Annotated in this window: 20 protein-coding genes; 10 read left to right on the top strand and 10 right to left on the bottom strand. The window is 48.8% G+C overall.

The features are described 5' to 3' along the window. Nucleotides 1-7 precede the first annotated feature (7 nt). From J3369_RS16375 to J3369_RS16360, 4 genes are all read right to left on the bottom strand, one after another. On the bottom strand, nucleotides 8-1093 hold the full coding sequence (locus J3369_RS16375) for an efflux RND transporter periplasmic adaptor subunit (protein ID WP_119502368.1): 1086 nt from the start codon (nucleotides 1091-1093) through the stop codon (nucleotides 8-10). A 203-nt stretch (nucleotides 1094-1296) separates the two neighbouring features. Further along, the gene (locus J3369_RS16370; RefSeq protein WP_303572742.1) at nucleotides 1297-1626 is read right to left on the bottom strand and encodes a hypothetical protein; all 330 of its coding nucleotides are present in this window, start codon (nucleotides 1624-1626) and stop codon (nucleotides 1297-1299) included. Nucleotides 1627-1861: 235 nt separating this feature from the next. Beyond that, nucleotides 1862-2758, bottom strand: a complete 897-nt coding sequence (locus J3369_RS16365; protein ID WP_349588822.1) for a cation diffusion facilitator family transporter — start codon at nucleotides 2756-2758, stop codon at nucleotides 1862-1864. Between the two features lie 180 nt (nucleotides 2759-2938). Continuing rightward, entirely contained in the window at nucleotides 2939-3817 is an 879-nt protein-coding gene (locus tag J3369_RS16360) for a LysR family transcriptional regulator (RefSeq protein ID WP_119502365.1), read from the bottom strand. Between the two features lie 235 nt (nucleotides 3818-4052). Between J3369_RS16360 and J3369_RS16355 the strand changes: the two genes are divergently transcribed. The 3 genes from J3369_RS16355 (at nucleotide 4053) to J3369_RS16345 (ending at nucleotide 6929) form a co-directional block, all read left to right on the top strand. Beyond that, on the top strand, nucleotides 4053-5081 hold the full coding sequence (locus J3369_RS16355; RefSeq protein ID WP_349588820.1) for a hypothetical protein: 1029 nt from the start codon (nucleotides 4053-4055) through the stop codon (nucleotides 5079-5081). Between the two features lie 10 nt (nucleotides 5082-5091). Beyond that, the gene (locus tag J3369_RS16350) at nucleotides 5092-5985 is read left to right on the top strand and encodes an AraC family transcriptional regulator (RefSeq protein ID WP_349588818.1); all 894 of its coding nucleotides are present in this window, start codon (nucleotides 5092-5094) and stop codon (nucleotides 5983-5985) included. A gap of 119 nt (nucleotides 5986-6104) precedes the next feature. Continuing rightward, entirely contained in the window at nucleotides 6105-6929 is an 825-nt protein-coding gene (locus J3369_RS16345) for a phytanoyl-CoA dioxygenase family protein (protein WP_349588816.1), read from the top strand. Between the two features lie 30 nt (nucleotides 6930-6959). On the opposite strand, the gene J3369_RS16340 is transcribed toward J3369_RS16345, so the two are convergent. Further along, nucleotides 6960-7703 carry a TrmH family RNA methyltransferase gene (locus J3369_RS16340; protein WP_349588814.1) on the bottom strand — a complete coding sequence of 248 codons (744 nt, stop codon included), beginning with the start codon at nucleotides 7701-7703 and terminating at the stop codon, nucleotides 6960-6962. 176 nt (nucleotides 7704-7879) lie between these two features. Between J3369_RS16340 and rlmE the strand changes: the two genes are divergently transcribed. Beyond that, complete coding sequence (gene rlmE / locus J3369_RS16335) at nucleotides 7880-8500, top strand: 23S rRNA (uridine(2552)-2'-O)-methyltransferase RlmE (protein ID WP_349588812.1); 621 nt, start codon at nucleotides 7880-7882, stop codon at nucleotides 8498-8500. A gap of 55 nt (nucleotides 8501-8555) precedes the next feature. Here the strand turns inward: rlmE and fdxA are convergent, their stop codons facing one another. Continuing rightward, nucleotides 8556-8879, bottom strand: coding sequence for a ferredoxin FdxA (fdxA, locus tag J3369_RS16330; RefSeq protein ID WP_119502361.1), 324 nt, complete (start codon nucleotides 8877-8879; stop codon nucleotides 8556-8558). A 156-nt stretch (nucleotides 8880-9035) separates the two neighbouring features. On the opposite strand from fdxA, the gene J3369_RS16325 reads away from it, so the two are divergent. Beyond that, the gene (locus tag J3369_RS16325; protein ID WP_303572749.1) at nucleotides 9036-10652 is read left to right on the top strand and encodes an NAD(P)/FAD-dependent oxidoreductase; all 1617 of its coding nucleotides are present in this window, start codon (nucleotides 9036-9038) and stop codon (nucleotides 10650-10652) included. 50 nt (nucleotides 10653-10702) lie between these two features. Continuing rightward, nucleotides 10703-12253 carry an amidohydrolase family protein gene (locus J3369_RS16320; RefSeq protein WP_349588809.1) on the top strand — a complete coding sequence of 517 codons (1551 nt, stop codon included), beginning with the start codon at nucleotides 10703-10705 and terminating at the stop codon, nucleotides 12251-12253. 21 nt (nucleotides 12254-12274) lie between these two features. On the opposite strand, the gene J3369_RS16315 is transcribed toward J3369_RS16320, so the two are convergent. Then, on the bottom strand, nucleotides 12275-13453 hold the full coding sequence (locus J3369_RS16315; RefSeq protein ID WP_349588807.1) for a DUF6607 family protein: 1179 nt from the start codon (nucleotides 13451-13453) through the stop codon (nucleotides 12275-12277). A gap of 253 nt (nucleotides 13454-13706) precedes the next feature. Between J3369_RS16315 and sdhC the strand changes: the two genes are divergently transcribed. From sdhC to J3369_RS16300, 3 genes are all read left to right on the top strand, one after another. Further along, the gene (gene sdhC, locus J3369_RS16310; RefSeq protein WP_349588805.1) at nucleotides 13707-14087 is read left to right on the top strand and encodes a succinate dehydrogenase, cytochrome b556 subunit; all 381 of its coding nucleotides are present in this window, start codon (nucleotides 13707-13709) and stop codon (nucleotides 14085-14087) included. Further along, nucleotides 14078-14431 (top strand): succinate dehydrogenase, hydrophobic membrane anchor protein, encoded by a 354-nt coding sequence (sdhD, locus tag J3369_RS16305; protein ID WP_349588803.1) that lies wholly within the window; start codon nucleotides 14078-14080, stop codon nucleotides 14429-14431. Before sdhC ends, sdhD begins: the two co-directional genes overlap by 10 nt. 677 nt (nucleotides 14432-15108) lie before the next feature. Further along, a complete protein-coding gene (locus J3369_RS16300; RefSeq protein WP_349588801.1) occupies nucleotides 15109-16989 on the top strand; it encodes a CocE/NonD family hydrolase in 1881 nt (626 codons plus the stop codon). Nucleotides 16990-17103: 114 nt separating this feature from the next. On the opposite strand, the gene J3369_RS16295 is transcribed toward J3369_RS16300, so the two are convergent. Beyond that, a complete protein-coding gene (locus J3369_RS16295) occupies nucleotides 17104-17526 on the bottom strand; it encodes an MAPEG family protein (RefSeq protein WP_349588799.1) in 423 nt (140 codons plus the stop codon). A 232-nt stretch (nucleotides 17527-17758) separates the two neighbouring features. Between J3369_RS16295 and J3369_RS16290 the strand changes: the two genes are divergently transcribed. Next, entirely contained in the window at nucleotides 17759-18118 is a 360-nt protein-coding gene (locus tag J3369_RS16290; protein WP_303572756.1) for a DUF2750 domain-containing protein, read from the top strand. A gap of 379 nt (nucleotides 18119-18497) precedes the next feature. On the opposite strand, the gene J3369_RS16285 is transcribed toward J3369_RS16290, so the two are convergent. Further along, nucleotides 18498-18995, bottom strand: coding sequence for a PIN domain-containing protein (locus J3369_RS16285; protein ID WP_349588796.1), 498 nt, complete (start codon nucleotides 18993-18995; stop codon nucleotides 18498-18500). 14 nt (nucleotides 18996-19009) lie between these two features. Then, the gene (locus tag J3369_RS16280; protein ID WP_349588794.1) at nucleotides 19010-20167 is read right to left on the bottom strand and encodes a helix-turn-helix domain-containing protein; all 1158 of its coding nucleotides are present in this window, start codon (nucleotides 20165-20167) and stop codon (nucleotides 19010-19012) included. Nucleotides 20168-20306 lie beyond the last annotated feature (139 nt).

Below are 20306 nucleotides of genomic sequence, written 5' to 3'. Positions count from 1 at the left end.
TCGACCTTTACTCTGCTGCCAGCTCAAGGCTGTCGAAGACTTCTTCAGGAGACACCATGTCTGCTTCGATTTGCTGACCGTCCCTTACCCGGCGTAATCCGTCGATAAGCACGGTGTCACTCTCTTCCAGTCCGCTTGCCACAATGAAAACATGGGGAAGTTCTGCGGCAATCTGAATGTGTCTGGTGTGCAGAGTATTATTGTCGTCAACGACGTACACATAGGTCTGATCGAGTATGTCGAAAGTGGCTTTTTGCGGGATCAGCACGCTGTCAGGATAGTCAACGTCCATCAGCACGTTACCTGTTTGTCCGTGACGCAGCAGGCCATCGGGATTCGGGAACGAAGCCCGCATTTCAATGGTACCTGTAGTGTTATCAAAGTCTGCTTCAATGGTATCGATATGGCCGGGTTGTTCGTACACCGAGCCGTTAGCCAGCTTCAGCCGCACAGTGGTTTCAGTGATATCCTGACCGCGCTGCACATAATCCAGATACTGAGATTCCGGCATGTTGAAATACACCCACATGGTGCTGAGATCAGATAAGGTGGTGAGCAATTCACCTTCATCCAGCAGACTGCCGGTACGGGCTTCAAGGTGGTCCATTTTGCCGGTGAACGGCGCGCGGATGTCGGTAAAATCCAGGTGGGTTTGTGCCAGCGCTACCTCTGCCAGGGCTTTGTCATACCCGGCTTTGACGACGGCCAGTTCAGTATCAGACACAATATCCTGCGATTGCAGCGAACGGGTATTTTCGTATTCCACTCTGGCGGCTTCCGCCTCTGCCTGTGCTTTATGAAGTTCGGCTTCATAAACAGCCGGCATAATTTTGAACATAGGCTGACCGGCTTTTACCGTTTGCCCTTCATCCACAAAGGTGTTTTGCAGATAGCCTTTCTCCATGGCACGCACTTCGATGTGCTGAATGGCACGGATTTGACTGACATACTCCTTCACGGTTGTGTTGTTCTGACGCAGAGGATGGGTGACATCAAACTCTACAGTTTGTTCATGGCCAGCGGTTTCATCGTGACCGCAGCCGCCAAGCAGCGCCGTCACTACACTTAAAGTCAGGATTGTTCTCGTTTTCATAGATCACTATTTTTATGGTTATTGCGCCTGCGCAGGGACATGCGCAGGCACGACGCGGCCCCGTCACACACACTCAGAGTGTGTGTCGAAGAAAAGGCCGCAGAAATCCATCCGGTCAGAAATGGGATCTGTCCGGACTTGCCTGTGAGAAAAATATTGTTAAAGTGTCCCCGGAGCAGTGCGCAGGCACTATTCCGGAATGATTACGCGTAGGGCGGCGCCCGGGGCGGAGGTAACTTGTAGCGGCAGGTGGACGGGGTGGTGAAGTGAGAGGGCCTGACGGAGACAAGCGCCGGAGCGCAGGCAGAAACAGTGAGAACTTCTGTGACCGGCACAGACGGGTCCGGTTGCTCTTCATCTGTATTATCGACTTCAAAACCCAGCGTACACATAGAGGCATCCACATGGGATGTCGTGACGGTGGTGAGGTAAACCTGTTTGTTTTCAATCAGAAATGCGCAGAACACCAGCAGCAGTAAAGCGGGAAGCTTTTGCCGGATAAATTGTTCGCGAAATTGCTGAAAATTTAACATGTTGAGTAGGTTACCACTAAAAAAAGCGCCGCAAATCCTACGCATTGCTGTACTGGCTGACAAGCAGATGTGAGATAACCTGAGGATTTTGAGGGTTACTTTATCGCAGTAGGAAAAGAACAACGGGAGTTGTAAATGTAACGCTGCCAGCTTGTTAAAATGCTGGCAGGTAAACAAGCTGGCGGGATTGTACCGTATCCGGCACGGCTCAGTCAGTCAGGTAACCGCCGGCAGCTTAGCCGGCGATATTCACGGTAATTTGCAGTTTGAGGGGCAAGTCAGATAGCTTTTCGCGGATGGTTTCACGGGTTTGCTCGATATCTTTTACACGGATAACATCACTGTTATCAGGATAGAAGTCGACATCTACCCACAACTCGCGACCGACTTTTGCCACACCGGATAATTCAATTTCCTGGTCTGACTCTTCAACCGCAGCAGCCACGCTTTCATCAATGGTTTGACGAAGCTCTTCTGCGGGCGCCATTAAGAACAGCTCGCGCATTGCTGACATCAGCATCGTAAAAGGCACTTTGATGAAGAACGCTGATATCGCTAACATCATCACCGGGTCCGCATACACCGCGAAAGAGGCAAGGGGACTGAGTGACAATAACCAGGCAATCACAAATCCTGCTGTCACGGCTACACTCAATAATGTGTCCATCTGCCACTGACTGGCTTCAGCTTCAATCAGGCCTGATGACACACGTTTATTCTTCGCAGCCACGTACCACCACACAAAGGCACAACCAATTACGTTAACTACACCGAATACGGTAGCGACTGACGCATCGACTTCATGGCCTCCTGTCAGCAGTGAAACAATGGCGGAGTAAAGGGAATAACCGACAACCAGCAGGATCACCGCACCTTTTACAGCTATAACGGCCGGTTCAAAAATGGCACGGCCAAAGGTGAAGCGGTCACAGGACGGGCGCACAATGAAGCGGGAAGCTGCCAGCGACAATAAAGTTAACAGCAGGCTTACCAGTGAATACACACCATCGAAAACAATAACCATTGAGTCAACAAACAGTCCGACCATCAGGCCAGCAACGGCAAAAAGGCCGGCAAAAAGGGCTGAAAGTGTCAGTGTTTGCTTTTCGTTATTACGGGTACGGGCACACATGGGAAAGATAACCTCTGAAAAATCCGCGCTGATTTTCGCCCGGTGGCGGTAATTTACAATGACGATTTGGTCGTGTGATGGAGGGCTAACAGAGTAATTTTTGACAATGTCTATTTAAAACAATGAGATAAAGATAAAACTTGCTGTCAATAATTTTGATAGCAGCCGCGTGCTTTTACATCAGAAGTCAAAAAGGTAGTCGCTCAGCTTATCGGCAAGCCAGGCCATGGCCGGGTTTTCAGCACTGCCGTTGAGGCTGACCATGCAATAATCTTCCTGCGTAAGGCCATAAGTATGGCGGATAACCGACAGGCGCTGCTCACGCAAATGATGGCGGATGAGTGGTTCAGGCAGCACACCCCAGGCACTTTCAGTCAAAATGGTATTCAGCATAAATTCAAAACTGGAGAACCCGATGTAGTGGCGGGAGAAGGGTTCAAGACTGGAGTTATTCTGCTCGTTCAGATACACCATCGCCGCCTGCATAGCATTGCGGAGATCTTCATCGGTTACCCGTTTCAGGCGGGTCAGCGGGTGGGAAGCACTGCACACCGACATCATGCGAATTTTGCCCAGTGGTTTGTAGCTGATCCTGGCATCATCGAAACGCTCGTAATCTACGCCAAAAGCATAATCCACCTGCTGGGTGGCAACCAGATTGGCAAGGTCACCGCTTGACGCCAGCACGAGGTTGAAGGATGTATTCGGAAACAGTTTATTCAGCGAGTGGATAAAGCCCTGCCAGACAGGGTCTGGCAATGAATCGTCCGGCGCAATCCATACTTCAGCGGCAAACTCACCGGTTACCTGCGCGCAGGTGCCGCGAATACGGGTGGCGGTGATGAGCATGCTTTCACAGTCTTTATAAATGGCTTTACCCACTTCCGACAGCTCAATTTTATTGCCTGTACGTACAAATAAATCCACACCCAGTTCACTTTCCAGCACTTTAATGGCCATGCTCAGTTTGCTGCGGTTACATTCCAGCTGACGGGCAGCTTCCGATACCGAGCCTGTTTCGGCGATGGCACAGAAAGCTTCAATCTGCGACAGGTTCATAGGACTCCTGTTGAATGCCGGTGACTATCTGATGTGTTTGATCTGACCGGTGTGGTTAATCTGTCTGGTAGTGATTGATTGTACGTGTGAAACCGTCCCGCCGGTAGTCGCAGGTCAATGTATTTAATTCATCGTCCGGAGTCACTGGCATAAATTATCAGGCAGTTGTTGGTTTCACAGGTTTTGTGTGAAGATGACATTCTCAGAATACGTATTAAAAAAGGAATGTCTTACGATGAAACCCTCCCTGCTGACCGCTTTACTCCTTTGCTTAAGCTCATTGCGGGTGGATGCCGGGGTCGTCAGGCATCAATTGGATGAAGATGTGTCTTTTCAGGCCGTAAGCTGGAAGGGCAGCCGCGTCGTGGCAACGGGTACACAGGGCGGTATTTACGTGTCAGAGGATAACGGCGCTCGCTGGCAGAAGATTACCCCGCCGGCCGGAACGGATAACCGGCAATTCCGTGACAACCAGTTATTACCGGATGGCCGGTTACTGGTGATGAGTGCCGGTGAAGGTGCAGACTCCGGCGTTTTTCTCTCTGACACCGCCATTTCTACGGATGGTTCTTCTGAACCTGGCTGGCAGCAGGTCGCTGAGGGCGATACCCCGAAAGCATTTTTTGACTGTTTTTATATGGCCGGCAGTCAACACGGCTGGTTGTACGGCGATTCTGATGAAAAAGGGTTGTTTATACTAAACACCACAGACGGTGGGACGACGTGGCAGCGAACACCAGTGCCGTTTACTGCACAGAAAGGGGAGGGCGGCTTTGCCTCAAGCGGCACATGTATAAACGGGCTAGGTAGTACTATCGTTGCTGGCACCGGAAACAGTGCAGCGCCCCGCATTTTGCTGTTAAAAGAAGGCAACTGGCAGAGTATCGGGAGTCCGTTCAAAGGCGGGGAAGCATCCGGCATATTTTCTTTGCAACTGACCGGGCAACACGTGTACGCCGCCGGTGGCAGCCTTATGGACGCCGCGTCATCTGCCACAGCCATGATTTACGACCTCGACACTGAACAATGGTCAGCATTGCCAGAATTACCCTTACATAGCGCTGTGTACGGTTCGGCATTATTACCCGATGGTGAAGATCACAGTTACTGGATCAGCAACCCTGAAGGCGTGGCTATGCTAAAGCCCGGGGCAGGTAACTGGGAGATCATCAGTCGCAGCAACATCTGGAGCCTTGCCTGCCAGCGCGGAAAAGGCTGTATCGGCGTTGGTAAAAACGGCGTTATTGAGATTTATCCGGAGTAACTGCAACGCTATGCAACAGCCGCAACTCGAACTGGTCAGTTATAACACCGGCAGCTCATTTCAGCTGATGAAGCGGCGTGCAACCAATTTCCGTGACGATCATCAGCTGCATTTTCATCCCCAGTACGAATTAACCTGGATCATCAACAGTGCCGGTCTGCGTTACGTGGGTGACAGCGTAGAATATTATCAGCCGAACGATTTAGTGTTGTGCGGGCCTGATTTACCTCATTGCTGGCAGAATAATACAGTCAGCCATGCACAACACGGTGAGAGTCAGGAAAACGCGCAAACAGACGCCGCCGAGTGGTTCACCATTCAGTTTGATACCAGTTTGCTGCCTGCAGGCATGGAAGATATGGCAGAGTTTCAGGATATCGCCGGCATGCTGCGTCAGTCTGCATACGGCTTGCAGTTCTCCGGCGTGCCGGCTGAGATATTTTCGCAATTAAACGGATTGGACGCTGAATCCGGATTGACCAGATACACCCGGTTGCTAACGTTACTGGCGTCACTGAGTGGCCTGAAAGCACGCACCCTGGTGACAGCTGATTTTTTCCAGTTCAACACGGTGAGTCAGGCGTCGGTAAATACTCTGAATAAAGTGCATCAGTATATCAAAACCCATTTTGCTTCGGCGCTGTCACAAAGCGAAGTGGCTGCCTTATCGGGTATGACACCCACCGCGTTTAGCCGGTTTTATAAGTCCGCCACCGGCCGCACGTTCTCTGCCATGTTGAAACTCATCAGAATTAACGAAGCCTGCAAAATGCTGGCGGGATCGTCGCTGCCCGTCACCACCATCGCCCTGAATTGCGGTTATCAGCACACATCTCATTTCATCAGTCAGTTTAAAGACATCAAGGGCATGACGCCCGCCGCCTACCGGGCCCATTTGCAATAATAACTTAGTGCAAGACTAACTGACTGCAAGAAACTGCTATGCAAAAGGTAAAATCCTTGTATTTAATTTTGTAGCATATTTGTAAATTGGTGTTTCTGTTAATCATCAGGACAATCACCATGAATCAAACGGATTATGGCCGTCAGGGCGACGACTATATTGTGTCACCGGAACAAAAGGCGCTTTATCAGGAGCACGGTTACATCACTCTGCGCAATGTACTTACCGGCGAAGAACTGAATGACATCGAACAGGAATTTGACCACTTTATTAGTGGAAGCGTGCCGGATATGGGACGTGACTTCTGCGATATGAGCGGTCCTTATGACCGTAAATTTGAAGATTTCGCGCTGGTGAATGCCATGCTGCCAACAAAATATAAACCTGCATTGCAGGGGAATATTTACGAGAAGCTCAGCGCGTCCATCGCAAAGCAGTTAATTGGCGACGATGCCACGCTGGATTACGATCAGTTTCTGGCAAAACGACCCGCCCGTCCCGATGCCAAATTTACTCTGCATCAGGATCTCGGTTACTGGCCCACCGGTACACCGGGCACCATTACAGCGACCTGCTCACTGGCCGTTGATGATGCAAATTCTGAAAACGGCTGCCTGTATGTGATCCCGGGCTCACATCAGCAGGGGTTAAGAGTGCATAAACCGGTGCACGGTAAAGACAGGGAAAGTTCGCACATTCTGGGTGTGGCACTGCTTGACGGGGAAACGCTGGTGGAATTGCCGCTGAACAAGGGCGACATTACCGTGCACAATGAACTCATACTGCACGGCTCTGGTGGTAACCGCTCTGAAACCAGCTGGCGGCGCACTTACATTACGGCTTTCAGAAGCAAAGCCTGTGTGGAATTCGAACGCAAAATCGGCTTTACCCATTCACATAATGACAAGGTGAACTGGGCCACACATCTGGGCGCGCTGAAATAAAAATCAGTACTCAGGCAAGCACTGTGGTTATCAGCTGTTGCTCAGCGACAGCTGATACACGCACATGCCTACCGCGCTGGCGAGATTCAGTGATTCAATCTGGCCGTTACCGGGAATGGTAAAGGCCTCAGCGCCGGCCCGGGCAAGCGCGTCTTCCGGTATACCACGGGCTTCGTTGCCAAACAGATAGCAGGGAAAATCGTTGAACTGCGGGTCGCTGATGGCTTTACCGTTAAGATCAAGGCAGGCAAAGCGGGTAAAGCGTTGCTGACATTCATCCAGCGTAACGTCGGTTTCTACCGGCAGATGAAAAATCGCCCCCATACTTGCCCGCACCGCTTTAGAATTAAACGGGTCAACGCTGTTGGGGCTCAGCAGCAACCGGAAGCCTCCGAACCAGGCCAGAGAACGTAAAATGGTACCCAGGTTTCCGGGATCCTGAATTTCATGTAAATAAATACTTCGCTCACCGGCGGTTTTATTCTCAGGTGCTACAGCATGGGCTGCCAGCGGCACTCTGGCAATCACGCCCTGCGGAGTTTTGGTATCGCTGATTGAAGCCATTTGCCGGTCGGTGAGGGTAACCACATCAAAACGTGTGTCCAGCTCAATGCCACGGGAAAGCCAGCTTTCTGTTGCGTACAACGTGACAGTTTGCGCCATCAATGGCGAGCGTTGCAGTTCCTGAATTAAATGCTCACCTTCAACAAGATAAAAGCCAAACTGCGAACGGTATTTCTTCTGGTGCAGTTTTTTTACGTCGTCTAATTTCATGTGCAGGTAAGTTCCGGAAACAGTGTTGCAAAAAGCGGTAATAAGCTGCGCATTGTAGCCTGTAACCGCAGGGAAGTCAGGCAGGCTGTGAAGTTTGTTGGTGCGCTGCATTTGCAAAACTGCTGTGCGTGATTACAATGAACGCCGTTTTCCCTTTAGCTACTGCAGAACTGATTATGGCCCGCTCAAAAACCAGCAAAAAATGGATGGAAGAACACGTTAACGATCCCTACGTTAAAAAAGCGCAGGCTGACGGTTACCGTTCACGGGCAAGTTACAAGCTTCTCGAAATCAATGAAAAAGACAAGTTGTTCCGTCCCGGCAGCGTGGTCATGGATCTGGGTTCTGCACCCGGTGGCTGGTCGCAAATTGTGGCGCCCATCGTTGGTGATAACGGGCGGGTGATTGCGTCAGATATACTGCCCATGGACAGCATTATCGGTGTTGATTTTATTCAGGGCGATTTCACTGATGAAGCTGTATACAATCAGATCGTAAATACCCTCGGGGACGACCGGGTGGATGTGGTGGTGTCTGATATGGCGCCAAACATGAGTGGCGTAAATACCACCGATCAGTATGCGTCTATGTATCTGGTTGAGCTGGCACTGGACATGGCCAGAAACGTTTTGCAACCGGGTGGCAGCTTCTGTGCAAAAGTGTTTCAGGGCGTAGGCTACGATGAGTACGTGAAAGATGTACGAACGTCATTTTCAAAAGTGGTGGTAAGAAAACCTGCTGCGTCCCGCCCGCGTTCCCGGGAAGTGTATCTGGTGGCTACCGGGTTTAAGGGCTGAACAGGCTTGTATGCGCCAGTGGCGCATACTGCATGCTAAGCCTGTTTGTCGCTGCTCAGCGTTCCAGCAGCGGCAGTTTGTCCGGTACACCGTTCCAGCTGTCGGCATCCTCCGGCGGCGCAATTACCTCTGTAATATTCGGCCATTGCTGACTCAGTTCCGCGTTGATTTCCTGCCAGGGCTTTTGCTCTTCGGTTAAATGGGTATCCTGAATAATCGCTTCGGCAGGGCATTCCGGCACACACAAAGCACAATCAATACAAATGGCCGGATCGATAGCCAGAAAGTTCGGACCTTCAAAAAACGCATCCACCGGACACACGGCGACGCAGTCGGTGTATTTGCACTTCACGCAGTTGTCGGTTACTACAAATGTCATGGTTTATCCGCATGTCTGAAAATGTGGGCGGATTATAAGTGTAAAGCAGAGGGATCAAAAGACAAATGCCGGTGAATGTCTACCGGATCGTCAGTATCTGCATTACACTATGCTGGCTCTGACAGACAGGCTGTCCGGCGAACCAGGAAATCCCTCATGTTGCGTTTAACCGATATAAAACTTCCCCTCGATCATAACGACGATGCTTTGCCGCAGGCCATCATAAGTAAGCTTGGCATTACTGCCGGTGATTTGCTTGAAACCAGTGTGTTCAAGCGCGGTTATGACGCCCGCAACAATAAAGACATTCAGCTGATTTACACGGTGGATGTATCGGTAAACAACGAGGAAAAACTGCTGGAAAAATTCAGCGCTGATCAGCAGGTCAGAGTCACGCCGGATATGTCGTATAAGTTTGTCGCGCAGGCGCCGGAAAATCTGAATAACCGCCCGGTGGTGGTGGGACTCGGCCCCTGCGGTATTTTCGCCGCGTTAATCCTCGCCCAGATGGGTTTTAAACCCATTGTGCTTGAACGGGGCAAAGCGGTGCGTGAACGTACCAAAGATACCTTCGGTTTCTGGCGCAAGCAGCCGTTAAATCCCGAATCCAATGTGCAGTTCGGGGAAGGCGGTGCCGGCACATTTTCAGACGGCAAGCTGTACAGTCAGGTAAAAGACCGCAAACACTACGGACGCAAAGTGCTTCATGAGTTTGTGGAAGCCGGTGCGCCGGAAGAAATTCTGTATGTGAGTAAGCCCCACATCGGTACATTCAAGCTGGTGAGCATGGTTGAGAAAATGCGTCAGCAAATCATCGATCTTGGCGGCGAAATCCGTTTCTCCACACGGGTAGAAAAACTCGATATGGATGAAAAAGACGGTGAATATGCGGTGAAAGGCCTGCATTTGTCTGACGGCGGCTATCTGGCCTGTAAGCAGGTGATTCTGGCATTAGGTCACAGTGCCCGCGACACCTTTCAGAACCTGTACGACCAGGGCGTATATATTGAAGCAAAACCTTTCTCTATCGGTTTTCGCATTGAACACGAACAGAGCATGATTGATAAATGCCGCTTCGGTGATAACGCCGGAAACCCCATCCTGGGTGCTGCCGATTACAAACTGGTGCATCATTGTAAAAATGGCCGCACGGTGTACAGTTTCTGTATGTGCCCCGGCGGTACCGTGGTCGCGGCGGCCTCTGAGCCGGGTCGTGTGGTCACCAACGGCATGAGTCAGTATTCCCGCCATGAACGCAATGCGAACAGTGCCATTGTGGTAGGCATTACGCCGGAAGAAGATTATCCCGGTCACCCGCTGGCAGGGATTGAATTACAGCGCAGACTGGAGGAAATGGCCTTTAAAGCCGGTGGCGAAAACTACCATGCGCCGGGCCAGCTTATCGGCGATTTTCTTGCCGGTAAACCAAGCGCAGAATTGGGAGACGTCACGCCGTCTTATACGCCGGGCGTTACACTGACAGATTTAAGCAAAGTGGTGCCGGGCTATGTCACTGAAGCTATCCGTGAAGCCATTCCTGCGTTCGACCGCCAGATAAAAGGCTTTGCCAAAGCTGATGGCACGCTGACCGGTGTGGAAACCCGTACCTCGTCTCCGGTTTGTATTAAGCGTGGTAAAGATTACCAGAGCGTGAACGTAAAAGGTTTGTACCCGGCCGGTGAGGGCGCAGGTTATGCCGGCGGGATCTGGTCTGCGGGCATTGATGGCATCCGCGTGGCAGAGGCGCTGGCCGAAGCTTTTGATAACGAATAATAAAAACGGTATCCGTTAAGGGATATCAAAAACACACAAGGGACTAAGCAATGAAAAAATTTATTCTGGCGCTTTGTATCACACTGTCATTTCAGGCTGCCGCCACACCGGGGAGTAAGGCCCCTGACAGAAAGGCCGGTGAAGGAATGGAAGCATCCCGACTTATTCTTAGGGGCGGCAATATTATTTCCGGCGAAGGTGCACCCCCTCAGGGTCCTGTGGATATTGTGATTGAGAATGGCAAAATTGCGAAAATTGTATCGGTGGGCCACCCGGGCGTACCCATTAAATACAGCCGTCCTGAGCTGAAAAGCGGCGATAAGGAAATCGACATTCAGGGCCAGTATGTATTGCCCGGCTTCATTGATATGCATGGCCACATTGGCGGTTCTGCCGACAATATTCCCGCTGAGTATGTGTTTAAGCTGTGGCTGGCTCACGGTATTACCACCATCCGCGAACCCGGCAGCTTTAACGGTGCGGACTGGGTGCTGGAACATCAGGCGCGCAGTGATAAAAATGAAATTGTTGCTCCGCGAATTGTGCCTTATGTGGGTTTTGGTATGGGCGGCGATCAGCCGGTTTCCACAGAGAAGCAGGCAAGGGCCTGGGTGAAAGACATCGCCCGCAAAGGTGCCAGGGGAATCAAGTTTTTCGGTGCCAGTCCCAAAATTATGGCGGCAGCCTTAGACGAAGCTAAGAAGCAGGGGTTAGGCACCATGATGCACCATGCCCAGCTGAACGTGATGGGCACCAATGCACTGGATTCAGCCCGGTTAGGTTTAACCTCTATGGAACATTGGTACGGACTGCCGGAAGCGCTGTTTGAAGATAAGGTTATTCAGGACTACCCCTCACACTATAATTACAACGACGAGCAGCACCGGTTTTCGGAAGCCGGAAAACTCTGGCTTCAGGCAGCAGCTCCGGAAAGTGAGAAGTGGCAGCAGGTAAGAGACGAGCTTATCGACCTGGACTTCACCATCGACCCTACACTGACAATTTATGAAGCCAGCCGGGATCTTATGCGTGAGCGTCAGGCCGTATGGCATGAAGAATACACCTTACCCGTGCTGTGGGAATTCTTTGAACCCAGCCGGTATGCCCACGGCAGCTACTGGTTCAACTGGACCACGCAGGATGAAATCAACTGGCGCAACAACTACCGCCGCTGGATGACATTTCTTAACGACTACAAAAACCATGGCGGCAGGGTGACTACCGGTTCCGACGCCGGTTACATCTATAAAATCTACGGTTTTGCTTACATCCGTGAACTGGAATTACTACAGGAAGCCGGTTTCCATCCGCTGGAAGTCATTCAGGCAGCCACATTAAATGGCGCAGAAGCCTTAGGCCTTGACGATAAAATTGGCAGCCTTGCCGTAGGTAAAAATGCCGACATGGTCATTGTGGATGGTAATCCGCTGGAAAACTTTAAGTTACTTTACGGCACCGGCCACTTCCAACTGGATGAAAATAATGAGCCGGTACGAAAAAAGGCGGTGCGTTACACCATCAAGGACGGCATTGTGTACGATGCTCAGCAGTTACTGGAAGATGTTCGCGGACTGGTGAAGGAAGCGAAGGTAGAACTGTAGTCGCCTTTGCTGATAGCCTCGCTAGCGTGCTGGCTCTGTAAATGGCGCCAGCATGTTTCTTATTTTTTGCTGTTCTGTTGAAGGGTCAACAGGGGCGCTGTCGCCTACGTTTTGGGCGTAGTCGAAGAATGGCATGAACATGAACTTTCCGTCTGCCTGCTTGTTGATTTCAATAGACGTATTGTCAGCAATCAGTGAGGACCACACCTCACGTACGTTCCTCCAGAATGATGATGTTGCTTCCCAGTATGCTTCGCCGGGCGTAAAGTCGTGGTCTTTGATGCGCTCGTAACGGGCAATCCCCAGTTCTTTTGCAAGGTACGGAGCTGATGAGGCCGGTTTGCCGGCGTCATTTATTACCAGCTTGTAGTTTTCTTCTTCCTGTACCCAGCCGTCAGGTAAAATAACGTGTTTATTTATCCCTTCAAGGATCTGGTAATCCTGTCTCACACTGCTTTCCCGCCGGGGAAGTGGCCGCCATGTTAACTCGCTTATCCACTCTGAGCGGTTTCCTTTGTGCTGCCATTTACCGTGAGACTCATATCGTGGCGAGTCGTCTACCTGGTAAACCGACTGAGACCAGGTGCCTTCAATATCCTGGCCGTTGAGCTCATGCTTTCGCCATACATTATTGCCGGTATATACAAACTCTGAAGGCTTCTCGTATTCCCAGTCCTGTCGCCAGTGTTTCATCACCATTGGCTCACTGATCTTGCCGTCTTCACCAACAAAATACATCACCATAATGTGCTGAAGGCTGATAAATTCAGGTTCATTGTCGACAACAATCACCATTTCCGTGCCCCAGGAACGATAGGGGGCCGCAGGCGTATAATTTTCAGTAAACCCCATGGTTTCGATAAAGTCGAAGCCCACACGAAAATACCCCGACATCGCCAGTATGGCTTGCCGGTCCCGCTCAAATTTATCCATGTCTTCCGTTTGCAGTTTCAGCCAGTGCGGGGAAGGGGTAAGATCTTTCGTCGTGCTGTTACCTGTTGATGTGCCGCCACGTGGCTTGAAGTTGCAAGGTTCGTCTACGAATTGCCAACCAAACACGTATTGAGGTGTTGCTGCACACTTGCTTGCTTTTGCAGCTTCAGCCGGTTCACCGTTTCCATAGCTGTTCAGGCTGATTAACGTGATAAATGCCCCGAATAGTGTGCGGCAGAAAGAAGATCTGAGTACGGCGTCTGGCATAAGAAAAGCTCCGGTGTTCATTGTCGGCGTTTATAAAATGAAGTATCTTATTGCAAATAAGAATTATTATTATCACGTGCGAGGCAGTAAATTACCAGCGCTTAAATCATGGAAACTTTTTATTTCCAAAGCGCTAAGTAATTTCCGCACGCTATTTGATTCCCGGTTTTGAAAATGCAGAATGAGTGTGTTTACTGAACAAAGGTTCAGGTATTGTCGTGTTTACCAGAAGTATGATTACAGGAGTTTTTGAATGAAAGACACCCGTCCACGTAATATGGACTTAACTACCATCAAGCTGCCGGTAATGGGGCTGGCCTCCATTTTACACCGGATATGTGCTGTGATTATCTGGTTCTCTCTGGCCTGGTTTCTGCCGTTATTGTTTCTTTCTTTGCAAGGTGCTGAAAGCTTTGAAAATGTGCAGTCACTTATCAGTGGCAACTTCATCGCGCAATTTTTTACCTGGGGTTTTCTCACCGCGCTGGGCTACTACATGTTGGGTGGGATAAAACATCTCATTCAGGAGTTTGGTTATTTTGAAACACTTGAAGGTGGCAAGCTGATATCGCAGGTGGCTATTGCATCAGGCGTATTGCTGAGTGTGTTATCCGGATTTTGGGTTTGGGGTTAACTGACATGAAGCGAAATGGCGTAAAAGAGTGGATTTTCCAGCGGATCAGTAACGTGATGATTTTTGCTTATGCAATATTTTATCTGGTGAGCGTTTTCACTATGGAGAATATTGACTACGAAAGCTGGACTGCATTTCATCAGTCAACCGGATTCAAACTCTACTCAACAATCACTCTTGTTGTTGTGATGCTGAACTCTCTGCTGGCAGGTTGGCAGATCGGCACTGATTACACCCAAAAAGTACCAGTGGCCGGTTTTTCTGCGGCCTTTCACACATTTTATACTGTAGTCACAGCAGGCTTTCTGCTATTCGGCTTATACATTCTGTGGGGAATGTCCTGAGGGAGCGGGCTAACGCTTTGTGAATCAATACCGTCCGGATGAGCTGATCGCTACTCCGGGCTGTTGTAACTCTCTTCCAGGGGAAATAATAAATCGAGTGCGGGTAATAAAAGATTCGCACTGCATACCGCGACCATGAAAGCGAAAATGTCCGTGAGTGAAGTGTACCTCAGGACCATCCACGCTACTGTCATGCTCAGCCAGAACATATTAAAACTCATGGTCCGGATATCCGGTCTGAGTGTTTTCGTGCAATAACGGCAGGTTACAGGCTCCCTGATCAGAAAGAGCAGCCGGTGAGAGAACGGCACTTCATGTGAACAGCACGGGCATCGTCTGGCAACAAGTTGTTTGAGCATCACTCAGACTTTCTTAGTTAAATGTTATTGAGAATTATTATCGTTTGAGGTGTGCTTCGTCAACCTTTCTGTTTGAAATTTACTCTACTTAATTTCCCGGATCTCGCCGGGGGATACAGAAACGGTGCTGATAAAATGTGCGCCTGATGTACGCTAAGACTCCCATCTTCCATCAAATCGATAAGTGCCTAACCTCCGGGCTAAACGAGAGCGCTGCGGAATAATTTCTCAAGCCCGCTGTGATAAGGTGACATCACGACAGATGCCGTTGTCTGTCCCCCATAGCCGGTCACCGGCACATATAAAAAGAGGATGCTTATGCGATACCTTCGCTACGCCATGCTGGTTATTGCCAGTTGCGTGATGACTCCCGCTGTTTCTGCAGCACCTGACAAAGATACCCGTGCGGAATATATCCGTTCACACTACGCTAAATATGAATACAACATCCCCATGCGGGATGGCACAAAACTGTTTACTTCGGTCTATATACCTTACGATCAGAGTAAAAGCTGGCCTATGCTGATGCAGCGTACACCCTATCGCGTTGCGCCCTATGGCTCGTCAGATTTTAAAACCCGTTTAGGCCCCAGTGAGAAGTTCGAACAGGAAGGCTACATTTTTGTTTTCCAGGATGTTCGCGGCAAACAAATGTCTGAGGGTGAGTTTGTAAATATGCGCCCGCAGGACGCATATAAACGCGGAAAAGACGCTGTTGATGATGCCACAGATGCTTACGACACTATCGAATGGCTGGTAAAAAATGTGCCCAACAACAATGGCCGTGTAGGGCAGTGGGGCATTTCCTATCCCGGATACTACACATCGGTTTCCGGTATCAACAGCCATAAAGCCCTTAAAGCCATTTCTCCGCAGGCGCCTATTGCCGACTGGTTCTTTGATGACTTTCACCGCAACGGTGCGTTTTCTACACCTATGGCATTTCTGTTTTTTGATACCTTCGATGCTCCCCGCACAGAACCGTATCCTTACCGCCTGGAAGGACGCAAAGTCACTACGCCTGACGGTTACGAGTTCTTCCGCGACCTCGGGCCGCTGGCTAACGTAAACAAAAACTACTTCCACGGCGAGCGACCGTTCTGGAATGAACTGACTGAGCACCCGAATTATGACGATTACTGGCAGGCCCGTAATGTTCTGCAGCATCTCGATAAGGTAAAGCCGGCCGTGCTGGTTGTAGGTGGCTGGTACGATACCGAAGACTTGTATGGTCCGCTGGCGACTTATCAGACTATGTCGCGCAAAAACAAGCGTGACAATGTGCAAATTGTCATGGGCCCCTGGTATCACGGTCAGTGGATTGGTGATAAAGGCTCCAATATGGGCGAGGCCCGGTTCGGCTTCGAAACCAGTGTGTGGTTCCGTGACAATGTTCTGTTGCCGTTCTTTAACCAGCATCTTAAGGAAGAGTCGGAAGATAAGTACGAGCAGACTGCGACCATGTTTGAAACAGGTGCGAACCGCTGGCGTTTCTTTGGTCAGTGGCCACCTGCTGATACCAGTGAAAAAACACTGTATCTGACAAAGGGCGACAGTTTGTTTGAGAACAAACCGGATAAAGATGGCGGTGCTTCAGACTATGTATCCGATCCCCGTAATCCTGTTCCTCATTCTGCAGCAATCAGCCGTGGATGGGATCGCCCGTATATGGCGGAAGATCAGCGTTTCACCGCCCGCCGTCCGGATGTGCTTAAATTTGAAACCGAACCCATGACAAGTGATATGACCGTTGCCGGCGAAGTAAACGTGAATCTGTGGGTATCCACTGATAAAACCGCAGCGGATTTTGTGGTGAAAATTATTGATGTGTTCCCGGGCGTGGATGAAAACACCAATGAAGTGGACAAAGAAACCGGTGACCGCCATGAACTGGTGCGCTGGGGCATTATCCGCGGACGTTTTCGTGACAGCTTCTCTGAGCCCAAACCCTTTGAACCGGGCAAACCGACTCAGGTCTCTTTTGAGCTGTACGATTTGCTGCACGACTTTAAACGGGGCCACAGATTACAAATCCAGATCCAGAGCTCTATCTTCCCGTTCCTTGATATGAATCCGCAAACTTACGTGGATAATATCTTTCATGCGACAGAAGAAGATTTCGTCCGTGCTCAGCACACCATCTACCACGATGCGGTGCACCCGAGTTCAGTGACTTTCAATGTTCTGCCTTCTCAGTAGCACCCTGAGCAGGTGAGAAAAATGATGCACTTCACGGCCTGAAGTGCATCAATTCACGGGCCAGTGGGGGAAGCTGGCCTGACTGCATCATTCGGAAAAGCCGGTAAGCCAAACTCAGGGCGTAAACAGCGCATAAAGGCCAAGACCATACACGCCAACAGTGAGTAGCACACCTGTCATATAAAAGTAGCTTCTGGGGCTGGGATTTTTCTCAGTGGCAATCGCATAGTAAAGCGACATGTGAATAATGCGCACCGCAGCATATAACCAAATCAGTACAGCGAGTACTGTGGTGGGCGCGCCAAGAAAAATACAAATCAGTGCCGGCAAAGTAAACTGATGGATGTTCTCTAATGAGTTATGAAACGTGCGATGGCTTCGGAATACAAAGCTATCGTGACTTAACTCATCGCTCACTTTGCCCGGAATATAACTTGATTGCTTCCTGTGGGCGACGGCTGCAACGATGTTTTGCACGAAAACAGTTGCTGCAATTACCAGCAACCCTGCTAAGGAATAAGCGTAGATCGTAAACATTCCCCTGTTCTCCTGAATTTCTCTGACATTTCTACGCAGCTTAAGGAGCGGAAGATCGGCGCAGAAATTACAAGTACTTACCCCATCATTCAGACAGAAATCTAAACCGCCAACACACAACCTAAAAGAACATAAAGGGGCCCTTATTGCCGGAACAACATGAGATATTCACTGGCTAGTCACGTGATCACCAATTATCATATTGAGTCTAATCCTCTAACCAACGTTTTCTATGACAAATACTAATTCAAATTCAGCCGACTTCATGACAAAAGTTAAAAGTACCCAAGAGTTATGGGCGCTACAGGATAAAACGACAGAGGGGTGGGTGATTGTTGACTCGGTTAACTTCGAAAACACTGATGTGATGCCTGTCTGGTCTGACGCAGAAATGGCTCGTGAACATTGCACCGATGAGTGGGAAGATTACATTCCTAAATCCATTTCCGTTTCTGACTGGCTGGAGTTCTGGCTGGAAGACCTGGCCGAGGACAATGTCCTGGTCGGCGTTGAATGGCGTGATGGTGGTGAGTATCTTGAAGTTGAACTGGCAGAGTTCAGCCAGATGCTTGCAGAGATAGAAAAACTCTGATTCGCATCAAACTTAGCATTTAGTTACTCCACATTCGGATAGTGTTATTTTTAATAAAAGAACTTTTATCAAAAGAGTGTGGGGAAAACTGCTTAATATCAGACACAAAAAAACCGACTAATAAGTCGGTTTATTGTTTCTTCCCTTAAGGAAGAGAATGGTACCAGTGGGCGGACTCGAACCGCCACACCCGAAGGCGGGGGATTTTGAAAAGTTAGTGTCTATAATAGTTATATTAATTCAGTTAGTTACAGTTGAATTTTGGCGCTTTGCAAATTCTTTGCATGTGGGGGATATAAGCAGTTAGCAATTTTACCTCAGCAAACAACTCTCGGGGGATGAAGTTCAAATCTGCGGTGGTTAGCAATGCTAACAACGATCACGTATTGTATTCATCAAGCAGGCGAATAAACTCATCTATAACCCCTTGGTGTATATGGAGAGGATTGCACTCGTGTATAGAATAAACCACACCGATAGCTTCGTCTTTGGAAATATGGTTAAGCTCAGCCAGTTCAAGTAATAACTTCAATCCTCGCTTTGTTGGTATATTGTCTTCATCGCAAAATTTCAGTAATGCTTTTTCGTTAGTTATACATGTAATGCCGCCAATACTTTTGGCGAGATACAAGCAAACTTTATCTTGAAAGGATAATGGGCCATGTTGAGCATTTGAAGCTTCTGATAGAAGCTCAATTTCCTCATCAACTACTTCAAAACCATATTGTAAACAATCATCATGCGTAAGCTGATCAACCTCATCCAGTATGACTGAAGGTATAACAACCCTTTCAATTTTTTCTGAATACAATGCCAGCATAGTTATATCAGCGTCGGCATAGTCAATAAGGACGTTTGCATCTGTTATTACTGGCATTTCTTAATCCCGAATCAACCAACCCATGAAGACGCCAACTGACGCATTTCTTTGTTTTGCAACCTTAATATTTCTGCTCCGCGAGATAGTGAAATATTGCCATTCTCGACTGCTTTTCTAACAAGGAATGGTAAGCGATCTTCTCTAAAATCAAATACATCAAGGTTGAAGGGCTCGCTTGCAGTGGTATACCTATGGTTAATTCTATAACTATCGCTTTCAATGCCTACTGGTTCAGTATGTTTCTGAAGAGATTTCCCATAGCGAGTCTTAAACTCGACATTGAAGTTCATCCAAAGCTTATTTCTCTTTTCGGACGGCATATTTTCAGCGTACCGATATAGAACAGTTCTCCAACTGACTTTAAAAACCTTTTTAACTTTCAATACTCGATCGACAAAGCTTAAACCTGCAGCTTCTTTCCATTCTCTTTCGAAAGCTTCTTGTGGCATAAGAAAGTGTGAAGCAAATTGATCGGCTTCAGATTCTTGCTCATCAATTTCGGTAGTTTGGTCGATGTCATATGCATTGAGGTGCATTAGAAGGTGACCGAGTTCATGGGCGGCACTAAATATCCAAGTTTCCACCGGCAGCCTTTTCCAAGTATTAACTATTACAGCTGGCCCACCTTCTTCTTGCTCGCTAACTGATAAACCTAAAAATGAGTCGGTTTCCACTTCAATTGAGCGGACTTTGATCCCTCTTGCCTCAAGTAGCCCGCAGATGTCTAAAACCGGCTCTTTGGGACCTAGTCCAAACTTGTCCCTACAATAGCTTGCAAGGTCAGGAATACTATACGAACTACCTTCTTTATAAGCATAAAATTCGTGCAAGTCTGCTACCTGTTTATCCTCAGTTAGCTCTTCAAGAGAACTAAAGTCATATAACCAAGTAACAACATCGGAGATGATCTGCTCTCTAGTTTTCAGTCTCTTGAGTGATCTAAATCGAATATGCTTTAGAGGCTTAACTTCTGCCAAGATTTCTTGAATTGGCACTCGAAGTGCGATGGCTAGGGCTCGTATGGAGTCAGCTCTAGGAGACGCCTTTCCTCGCTCTAGCTTTTGGTAACCACTGAGAGACATCCCAGCTTTTTCAGCTAGATCTGACTGATTGTATCGCGCATTAGAGCGCAATCTCTTAAGATTGTGAGCAATAGCTTTATTGTTCATAGTGGTCTCCTTTAAGTAACTATAATAACAAATTATTTTAAAATAGCTACTTTTATGCATTTAAGCACACTTGAGCTAAACAGGTAATGTTAATTAATGTGTATTAACGTAAGTTTGTCATCAGGAGCTATTCATTCAT

It is taken from the genome of Alteromonas sp. NFXS44, assembly GCF_040148705.1.
Taxonomy (GTDB): domain Bacteria; phylum Pseudomonadota; class Gammaproteobacteria; order Enterobacterales; family Alteromonadaceae; genus Alteromonas.
Note: the sequence above shows the minus strand (reverse complement) of the source record. Positions and strands in the feature narration are given on the sequence as shown.

What these genes read in the sequence shown, in the direction of transcription:
- J3369_RS16365 (WP_349588822.1), bottom strand. Translation starts at nt 2,758, where the DNA reads ATGTGTGCCCGTACCCGTAATAACGAAAAGCAAACACTGACACTTTCA.
- sdhC (WP_349588805.1), top strand. Translation starts at nt 13,707, where the DNA reads ATGAAAGACACCCGTCCACGTAATATGGACTTAACTACCATCAAGCTG.
- fdxA (WP_119502361.1), bottom strand. Translation starts at nt 8,879, where the DNA reads ATGACATTTGTAGTAACCGACAACTGCGTGAAGTGCAAATACACCGAC.
- J3369_RS16375 (WP_119502368.1), bottom strand. Translation starts at nt 1,093, where the DNA reads ATGAAAACGAGAACAATCCTGACTTTAAGTGTAGTGACGGCGCTGCTT.
- J3369_RS16285 (WP_349588796.1), bottom strand. Translation starts at nt 18,995, where the DNA reads ATGCCAGTAATAACAGATGCAAACGTCCTTATTGACTATGCCGACGCT.
- J3369_RS16295 (WP_349588799.1), bottom strand. Translation starts at nt 17,526, where the DNA reads ATGTTTACGATCTACGCTTATTCCTTAGCAGGGTTGCTGGTAATTGCA.
- J3369_RS16345 (WP_349588816.1), top strand. Translation starts at nt 6,105, where the DNA reads ATGAATCAAACGGATTATGGCCGTCAGGGCGACGACTATATTGTGTCA.
- J3369_RS16360 (WP_119502365.1), bottom strand. Translation starts at nt 3,817, where the DNA reads ATGAACCTGTCGCAGATTGAAGCTTTCTGTGCCATCGCCGAAACAGGC.
- J3369_RS16325 (WP_303572749.1), top strand. Translation starts at nt 9,036, where the DNA reads ATGTTGCGTTTAACCGATATAAAACTTCCCCTCGATCATAACGACGAT.
- J3369_RS16320 (WP_349588809.1), top strand. Translation starts at nt 10,703, where the DNA reads ATGAAAAAATTTATTCTGGCGCTTTGTATCACACTGTCATTTCAGGCT.
- J3369_RS16280 (WP_349588794.1), bottom strand. Translation starts at nt 20,167, where the DNA reads ATGAACAATAAAGCTATTGCTCACAATCTTAAGAGATTGCGCTCTAAT.
- J3369_RS16315 (WP_349588807.1), bottom strand. Translation starts at nt 13,453, where the DNA reads ATGCCAGACGCCGTACTCAGATCTTCTTTCTGCCGCACACTATTCGGG.
- J3369_RS16355 (WP_349588820.1), top strand. Translation starts at nt 4,053, where the DNA reads ATGAAACCCTCCCTGCTGACCGCTTTACTCCTTTGCTTAAGCTCATTG.
- J3369_RS16290 (WP_303572756.1), top strand. Translation starts at nt 17,759, where the DNA reads ATGACAAATACTAATTCAAATTCAGCCGACTTCATGACAAAAGTTAAA.
- rlmE (WP_349588812.1), top strand. Translation starts at nt 7,880, where the DNA reads ATGGCCCGCTCAAAAACCAGCAAAAAATGGATGGAAGAACACGTTAAC.
- J3369_RS16370 (WP_303572742.1), bottom strand. Translation starts at nt 1,626, where the DNA reads ATGTTAAATTTTCAGCAATTTCGCGAACAATTTATCCGGCAAAAGCTT.
- J3369_RS16340 (WP_349588814.1), bottom strand. Translation starts at nt 7,703, where the DNA reads ATGAAATTAGACGACGTAAAAAAACTGCACCAGAAGAAATACCGTTCG.
- J3369_RS16300 (WP_349588801.1), top strand. Translation starts at nt 15,109, where the DNA reads ATGCGATACCTTCGCTACGCCATGCTGGTTATTGCCAGTTGCGTGATG.
- J3369_RS16350 (WP_349588818.1), top strand. Translation starts at nt 5,092, where the DNA reads ATGCAACAGCCGCAACTCGAACTGGTCAGTTATAACACCGGCAGCTCA.